Genomic DNA, 6,731 nt, shown 5'->3' on the forward strand with positions numbered 1-6,731 from the left:
GGGAGGGCTCAGCGCCCGCCGAGGTGGGTGCGGACCTCTTCGGCGGCGGTGTCGCCGTACGCCTTGCTGAAGCGCTGCATGAAGTGGCCGCGGCGCAGTTCGTACTCCTGGGTGCCGACGGTCTCGATGACGAGGGTCGCCAGCATGCAGCCGACCTGCGCGGCGCGCTCCAGGCTGACGCCCCAGGCGAGCCCGGACAGGAATCCGGCGCGGAAGCCGTCGCCGACGCCGGTGGGGTCGGCCTTGGTCTGCTCCTCGGCGCAGCCGACCTGGATGGGCTCCTCGCCCTTGCGGTCGATCCGGACGCCGTGGGAGCCGAGGGTGGTGACGCGGGTGCCGACCCGGTCCAGGATCTCCTCCTCGCTCCAGCCGGTCTTGGCCTCGATGAGGCCCTTCTCGTACTCGTTGCTGAAGAGGTACGCGGCGCCTTCGAGCAGGACGCGGATGTCGTCGCCGTCCATCCGCGCGATCTGCTGGGAGAAGTCGGCGGCGAAGGGGATGCCGCGGGTCCTGCACTCCTCGGTGTGGCGGATCATCGCCTCGGGGTCGTCGGCGCCGATCGAGACCAGGTCGAGGCCGCCGACGCGGTCGGCGACGGCCTGGAGCTCGATCAGCCGGGCCTCGCTCATGGCGCCGGTGTAGAAGGAGCCGATCTGGTTGTGGTCGGCGTCGGTGGTGCAGATGAAGCGGGCGGTGTGCAGCACCTCGGAGATCCGTACGGACGAGGTGTCCACACCGTGCCGCTGGAGCCAGGAGCGGTACTCGGCGAAGTCGTTGCCCGCCGCGCCGACCAGGATCGGCGAGGTGCCGAGCTGGCCCATGCCGAAGCAGATGTTGGCGCCGACCCCGCCGCGCCGCACGTCGAGGCCGTCCACGAGGAAGGACAGCGACACCGTGTGAAGCTGGTCGGCGACGAGCTGATCGGCGAAACGGCCGGGGAAGGTCATCAGATGATCGGTGGCGATGGATCCGGTTACGGCGATACGCACGGCGGCAGGCTCCTGCGGGGGATCGACGAGAAGAGCAGGCGTCCCACGCTACCGGGTGCGCCGTAGCAGTCGGACACGGCGAAACTACCCGATAGTAGGGCTTTCTCGATGGTCCGCCCGTGCCTAGGGTCGAAGGTATGAGGTCTACCCCCGCCGCACCCGTGCCGTCCTCCCCTTCCCCTCTTTCGGCCCTTTCGGCCACCCCTCCGGTGACCGCGTCGTTCCCGCTCGCCGAGCCCGAGTCGCTCGACCAGTTGCTCGGCGACTGCCGCCGGATGGCCGCGCACTGGCACACCCCGGCCGCCAGGGCCCAGGCCGTGGTCGCCCCTGCCAGCCTGCACGGCATCGTCGTCCCGCCCGCGTCCGCGCACGTGGTGCGCGGTATGGCCGAATTCGGCGACTAGGAGCTGTCCGGCGGATCACGAACGGCTCCTTCGGCGGGGCCCGCGTCGCCGTTCCCCCGGACGGCGCAACGGCCCCGGCGGAACCGGAATCCGGCCCGTCGCGTCAGATCCGCATCTGACGTACGGAGCCGAAGGAGCACGCGGTGAGCACCGAACGCGACGACGACAACGCGGACCCGACGACGGAAGAGCCCCGCCCCGAGCGGTCCACGCCCAGGCCACGGCTGCTGGTGGCGGCGGTGGCGGCCGCCGTACTGCTGGCCGGTGGCGGCGGGGCGTACTGGGCGGCGACCGCGAACGAGGCCGGTCACCCGAAGGCCGAGCCGGCCCCGCTGCGGCTGAACGACGCCCCCGGCGAAGGCTCGGGCAGCGCGGACGGCAGCGGCGCGGACAACGGTACGAGCAGCGGTCCGGCCACCGGCGGCACGTACACGCTGACCGGCACGCTGCCCAAGGGCCCCGACTCCGCCGCGGTCTACCGCGGGCAGGGACCGGTCGTCGCGGGCGATGTGGAAAGGCTGGCGAAGCTGCTCGGGATGAGCGGCCCGGCCACCGCGCAGGGCGACTCGTGGCGGGTGGGGCCGGGCGACGGCGCCGGGCCGACGCTGCTGGTCACCAAGGCCGCGCCGGGCACCTGGTCGTACAGCAGGTACGGCGCGACCACCGTCAGCCCGGCGGAACCGGCCTATCCCCCGCGGCCGGTGAACCCCGGCGGCCTGGAGAAGAACGGCCCGGAGAAAAGCGGCCCCGGCGCGGGGTCCGGCAACGAGTCCGGCACCGGATCAGGTCCCGCGAGCGGTACGAGCTCGACGCAGGCGCCGACCCCCGAGCCGCCGGTGTCCGAGCAGCGCGCGAAGGCGGTGGCCGCGCCCGTACTGGCCGGTCTCGGCCTGTCGGGCGCCGAGGTCGACGCGCACGAGACGGCGGGCGCGCTCCGCGCGGTGACGGCCGACCCGGTCGTGGACGGCCTGCCGACGCACAACTGGAGCACCGGCCTGGACGTCGGTTCCGACGGGCTGATCACGCTGGCGCACGGCCGCCTATCGGCGCTCGACAAGGGCGACAGCTATCCGGTGGTGAGCGCCGCGCAGGCGCTGAAGGACCTCAACGGGCAGGCGATGCACCCCGATCACGGGATCGCCGCCTGTCCGGCGAAGTCGGCGCCCGCGCCGAAGCCGAGCGCCCTGCCGACCACTCCAGGCGAGGACAGGACGCTCCCCCACACGCTGCCGTGCGTGCCGGGCAACGGCCATCCGATGGACGTGCGCGGCGCCGAGTTCGGGCTGTCGCTCGACTACGTGTCCGGTGCCCAGGTGCTGGTGCCGTCCTGGCTCTTCGAGGTCGCGCAGCCCGGTGTGAGCCGGTCGAGTGTGCAGGCGCAGCCCGCGGTGGGCCCGGCGTACGTCCAGCGTGACGCGCCCGGTACCGCCGTGCCGCCCTCCAGCGTGCCGGAGCAGCCGAGCGGGCCCGCCCAGCGGCACCACACGGTCGGCCTGAGCACGTACCACGCGGACGGCGGCACGCTGTCGCTGACCTTCTACGGCGGGGTGTGCAGCACGTACAGCGCGAAGGCCGCGGAGTCGGCGGACGAGGTGCGGGTGACGGTGACCGCGGCCGACAAGGGCGGCATGTGCGTCACGCTCGCCAAGGAGTTCACCGAGAAGGTGACGCTGGACAAGCCGCTCGGCGGCCGTACGGTCGTGGACGCCTCCAGCGGGCACCCGCTGAAGGCGCGCTGAGCGCACCGCGCACGCCGGGCACACGTGAAGGCGGCGGCACCCCCTCGCAGGGGTGCCGCCGCCTTCGTGCTCCGGTGCGGCCGGGCGTGGGCCCGGCCGCCGCCCGGTTAGCTGAAGGAGTCGCCGCAGGCGCAGGAGCCGGTGGCGTTCGGGTTGTCGATCGTGAAGCCCTGCTTCTCGATGGTGTCGACGAAGTCGATCGAGGCGCCGCCCAGGTACGGGGCGCTCATCCGGTCGGTGACGACCTTGACGCCGCCGAAGTCCTTGACCACGTCGCCGTCGAGCGAGCGCTCGTCGAAGAAGAGCTGGTAGCGCAGTCCCGAGCAGCCACCGGGCTGGACGGCGACGCGCAGAGCGAGGTCCTCACGGCCCTCCTGCTCCAGCAGGGTCTTCACCTTGATGGCGGCAGCGTCGGACAGGAGGATGCCGTCCGTCGTGGTGGTCTCGTCCTGAACCGTCATGTGCTTCTCTCCCGGGTTGTACGGACTGCTGGCTACCGACTGCTAACCGGCAACCGCGCGGATTCATTCCGTGCGTGTCGAGGTCCGCTACGACTTATTCCCCTCCATGCTCGCACACCGCGGCGGCGGTGAGGGAGGGCGTACGGAGCGGCGAAAGCGAATGCGTCACATTGACGAAACCGGCATCGTCAATCTGACACGAACGGGCTATCATAGATAACGTCAAGTAGACGAAAAGGTCTGCGCTGCAAAGAAAGGGCTATGGGCCCGTGACCACGACGCAACCGCTGGACGTACAGCCCACGCCTCTCGCGCTCCTCCTGCTCGGCCGGGAGTCCGACCCCCGCAGCGAGCGCGGAGTCGAGTGCCCCGGGGACCTGCCCGCACCGTCCGACCCGGATCTGGTGGAGCGCGCCCGCGCCGCCAAGGCCCGCCTCGGCGACAGGGTCTTCATCCTCGGCCACCACTACCAGCGCGACGAGGTGATCGAGTTCGCGGACGTCACCGGCGACTCCTTCAAGCTCGCGCGGGACGCCGCCGGCAGGCCGGAGGCCGAGTACATCGTCTTCTGCGGTGTGCACTTCATGGCCGAGTCGGCCGACATCCTGACCTCGGAGCGGCAGCAGGTCATCCTGCCCGACCTCGCGGCGGGCTGCTCGATGGCCGACATGGCCAGCGCCGAGCAGGTCGCGGAGTGCTGGGACGTGCTCGCCGAGGCGGGCGTCGCCGACGTCACCGTGCCGGTGTCGTACATGAACTCCTCCGCCGACATCAAGTCCTTCACCGGCCGCCACGGCGGCACCATCTGCACCTCGTCCAACGCCCGGCGCGCGCTGGAGTGGGCCTTCTCGCGGGGCGAGAAGGTGCTCTTCCTCCCCGACCAGCACCTCGGCCGCAACACCGCCGTGCGCGACATGGGCTTCTCGCTGGACGACTGCGTCGTCTACAACCCGCACAAGCCGAACGGCGGTCTGACCGTCGAGCAGCTCCGCGCGGCCAAGATGATCCTGTGGCGCGGCCACTGCTCCGTGCACGGCCGCTTCTCGCTGGAGTCGGTCGAGGACGTCCGCGCCCGGATACCCGGCGTCAACGTCCTGGTGCACCCCGAGTGCAAGCACGAGGTGGTCGCGGCGGCGGACTACGTCGGCTCGACCGAGCACATCATCACGATGCTGGACGAGGCCCCCGCCGGTTCGGCGTGGGCGCTGGGCACCGAGCTGAACCTGGTGCGCAGGCTCGCCAACGCCCACCCCGACAAGCAGATCGTCTTCCTCGACAAGACCGTCTGCTTCTGCTCGACGATGAACCGGATCGACCTGCCGCACCTGGTGTGGACGCTGGAGTCGCTGGCCGACGGCAAGCTCGTCAACCGCATCCAGGTCGACGCGGAGACCGAGCACTTCGCGAAGCTGGCGCTGGAGCAGATGCTGGCCCTGCCGTAACGCGCGGCGCGATGATGGACGCGTGATCCTTCGACCGGTACGTGACGACGAGGAGGACGCCGAAGTCGTGCGGGTGATCGCGTCCGCCGCCTTCGGCGCCTCGCACGAGCTGTTGGGCGGGGCGCCGCAAGGGCCGTTACCGGCCGCGGAGATCGCCATGCGGCACAGCACCACCCGGCATCTGGCGCGCAGCGACCCCGGCGGCTGCTGGCTGATCGAGGACGGCACTGCGGGCCCGGTCGGGGTCGCGCTGTCCACCCGGCGCGAGGGCACCTGGGGCCTGTCGCTGCTGGCCGTGGTGCCCGGCGCGCAGGGCAAGGGCGTCGGAAAGGCGCTGCTCGCACGGGCGTTGGTACACGGCCGGGCGTGTCTGCGCGGCATCATCTGCGGCTCGCGGCACCCGGTGGCGGCCCGCACGTACCGCAGGGCCGGATTCACGCTGCACCCCGCGATGCGGCTCACGGGACCGGTGGACGCGGCCGGTCTCAAGCCGCCGGACGGCGCGGTGCACGAGGGCACCGCCCGCCACCGCGACCTGCTGGACTCCCTCGACCGCAGGACCCGGGGCGGCGCGCACGGCGCCGACCACGAGGAACTGCTGCGCCACCACCGGCTGTTCGTGGTCGACGACCTCGCGGGCAGCGGCTACTGCTACCTGCGCGGCGGCAGCGTCGAACTGATCGCCGCCACCTCACGGCGCCTTGCCTCCCGCCTCCTGACCGCCGCGCTGCTGAGCGTCCCCGAGGGCGAGACCGCCCGCGTCGACCGGCTGACCGCCGAGCAGGACTGGGCCCTGGACGTCGGGATCGCCGCCGGCCTGGAGATCACCAACGCCGGATTCGTCTGCCTGCGCGGCATGCGCCCGCCGATGCCGTACATCCCCTCGCGGACCTTCCTCTGACGAGGCGGCTCCGCTGCGGGCGGGCGGGGCGACGGCAGGGCGGTCAGCGGGGGTGGGGGCGGACCAGGCCCGACTCGTAGGCGGCGACGACCAGTTGGGCGCGGTCGCGGGCGGCGAGCTTGGCCATGGTGTGGTTGATGTGGGTCTTGACGGTAAGCGGGCTGACGCCGAGGCGCACCGCGATGGCCGCGTTGGACAGCCCGCCGGCCACCTCGATCAGCACCTCCCGCTCGCGGACGGTCAGCGCGTCGAGACCGGCGACCGTACGCACCCCGGCGTCGATCTGCTGCGACACGAAACGGGCGATCAGGCTCTTGGTCGCGGACGGCGACAGCAGCGCGTCGCCCGCGGCCACCGTCCTGATGCCGCCGAGCAGTTCCTCGGGCTCCGCGCCCTTGCCGAGGAAGCCCGCGGCCCCGGCGAGGATCGCCTGCACCACGTACTCGTCGGCCTCGAAGGTGGTCAGCACCAGCACCGCGACCCCGGTCAGCTCCGGGTCGGCGGTGATCTCGCGGGTGGCGGCGAGACCGTCGGTACGGGGCATGCGGATGTCCATCAGCACCACGTCGGGGTTCGCGGTCCTGGCCAGTTCGACCGCCTCCGCGCCGTCGGTGGCCTCCCCGACCACCTCCATGTCGGGCTCGGACTCCACCAGGACGCGCAGCGCGCCGCGCAGCAGGGCCTGGTCGTCGGCGAGGACGACGCGCAGCGGTCCCCGCGCGCGCTCGTCGGCGAGGCGGCCGGTGCCGGTGATCCGGCGCCCCCGTGGGCGCGCGGCGGGACGGCCGGGGCGGC

At 72.3% G+C, this 6,731-nt stretch carries 7 protein-coding genes; 4 read left to right on the forward strand and 3 right to left on the reverse strand.

Annotated elements, in window-relative coordinates:
* Window positions 1–8: 8 nt before the first annotated feature.
* On the reverse strand, window positions 9–989 hold the full coding sequence (locus BGM09_RS11845) for a carbohydrate kinase family protein (protein ID WP_188281476.1): 981 nt from the start codon (window positions 987–989) through the stop codon (window positions 9–11).
* A 137-nt stretch (window positions 990–1,126) separates the two neighbouring features.
* Here BGM09_RS11845 and BGM09_RS11850 point away from each other — a divergent pair, with 137 nt between their 5' ends.
* Together BGM09_RS11850 and BGM09_RS11855 are read left to right on the forward strand one after the other, a co-directional pair.
* Window positions 1,127–1,393 (forward strand): hypothetical protein, encoded by a 267-nt coding sequence (locus BGM09_RS11850; protein WP_223186698.1) that lies wholly within the window; start codon window positions 1,127–1,129, stop codon window positions 1,391–1,393.
* A 143-nt stretch (window positions 1,394–1,536) separates the two neighbouring features.
* A complete protein-coding gene (locus tag BGM09_RS11855) occupies window positions 1,537–3,132 on the forward strand; it encodes a hypothetical protein (RefSeq protein ID WP_317452660.1) in 1,596 nt (531 codons plus the stop codon).
* A 107-nt stretch (window positions 3,133–3,239) separates the two neighbouring features.
* Here the strand turns inward: BGM09_RS11855 and BGM09_RS11860 are convergent, their stop codons facing one another.
* Window positions 3,240–3,593, reverse strand: a complete 354-nt coding sequence (locus BGM09_RS11860) for a HesB/IscA family protein (RefSeq protein ID WP_188281477.1) — start codon at window positions 3,591–3,593, stop codon at window positions 3,240–3,242.
* A gap of 269 nt (window positions 3,594–3,862) precedes the next feature.
* On the opposite strand from BGM09_RS11860, the gene nadA reads away from it, so the two are divergent.
* Window positions 3,863–5,035 carry a quinolinate synthase NadA gene (nadA, locus tag BGM09_RS11865; protein ID WP_188281478.1) on the forward strand — a complete coding sequence of 391 codons (1,173 nt, stop codon included), beginning with the start codon at window positions 3,863–3,865 and terminating at the stop codon, window positions 5,033–5,035.
* Between the two features lie 22 nt (window positions 5,036–5,057).
* Window positions 5,058–5,936 (forward strand): GNAT family N-acetyltransferase, encoded by an 879-nt coding sequence (locus BGM09_RS11870; RefSeq protein ID WP_188281479.1) that lies wholly within the window; start codon window positions 5,058–5,060, stop codon window positions 5,934–5,936.
* 43 nt (window positions 5,937–5,979) lie between these two features.
* On the opposite strand, the gene BGM09_RS11875 is transcribed toward BGM09_RS11870, so the two are convergent.
* Window positions 5,980–6,690 carry a response regulator transcription factor gene (locus BGM09_RS11875; protein ID WP_317452661.1) on the reverse strand — a complete coding sequence of 237 codons (711 nt, stop codon included), beginning with the start codon at window positions 6,688–6,690 and terminating at the stop codon, window positions 5,980–5,982.
* Between the last annotated feature and the right edge of the window lie 41 nt (window positions 6,691–6,731).

This window comes from Streptomyces sp. CBMA29, from assembly GCF_014596445.1.
Lineage (GTDB): Bacteria > Actinomycetota > Actinomycetes > Streptomycetales > Streptomycetaceae > Actinacidiphila.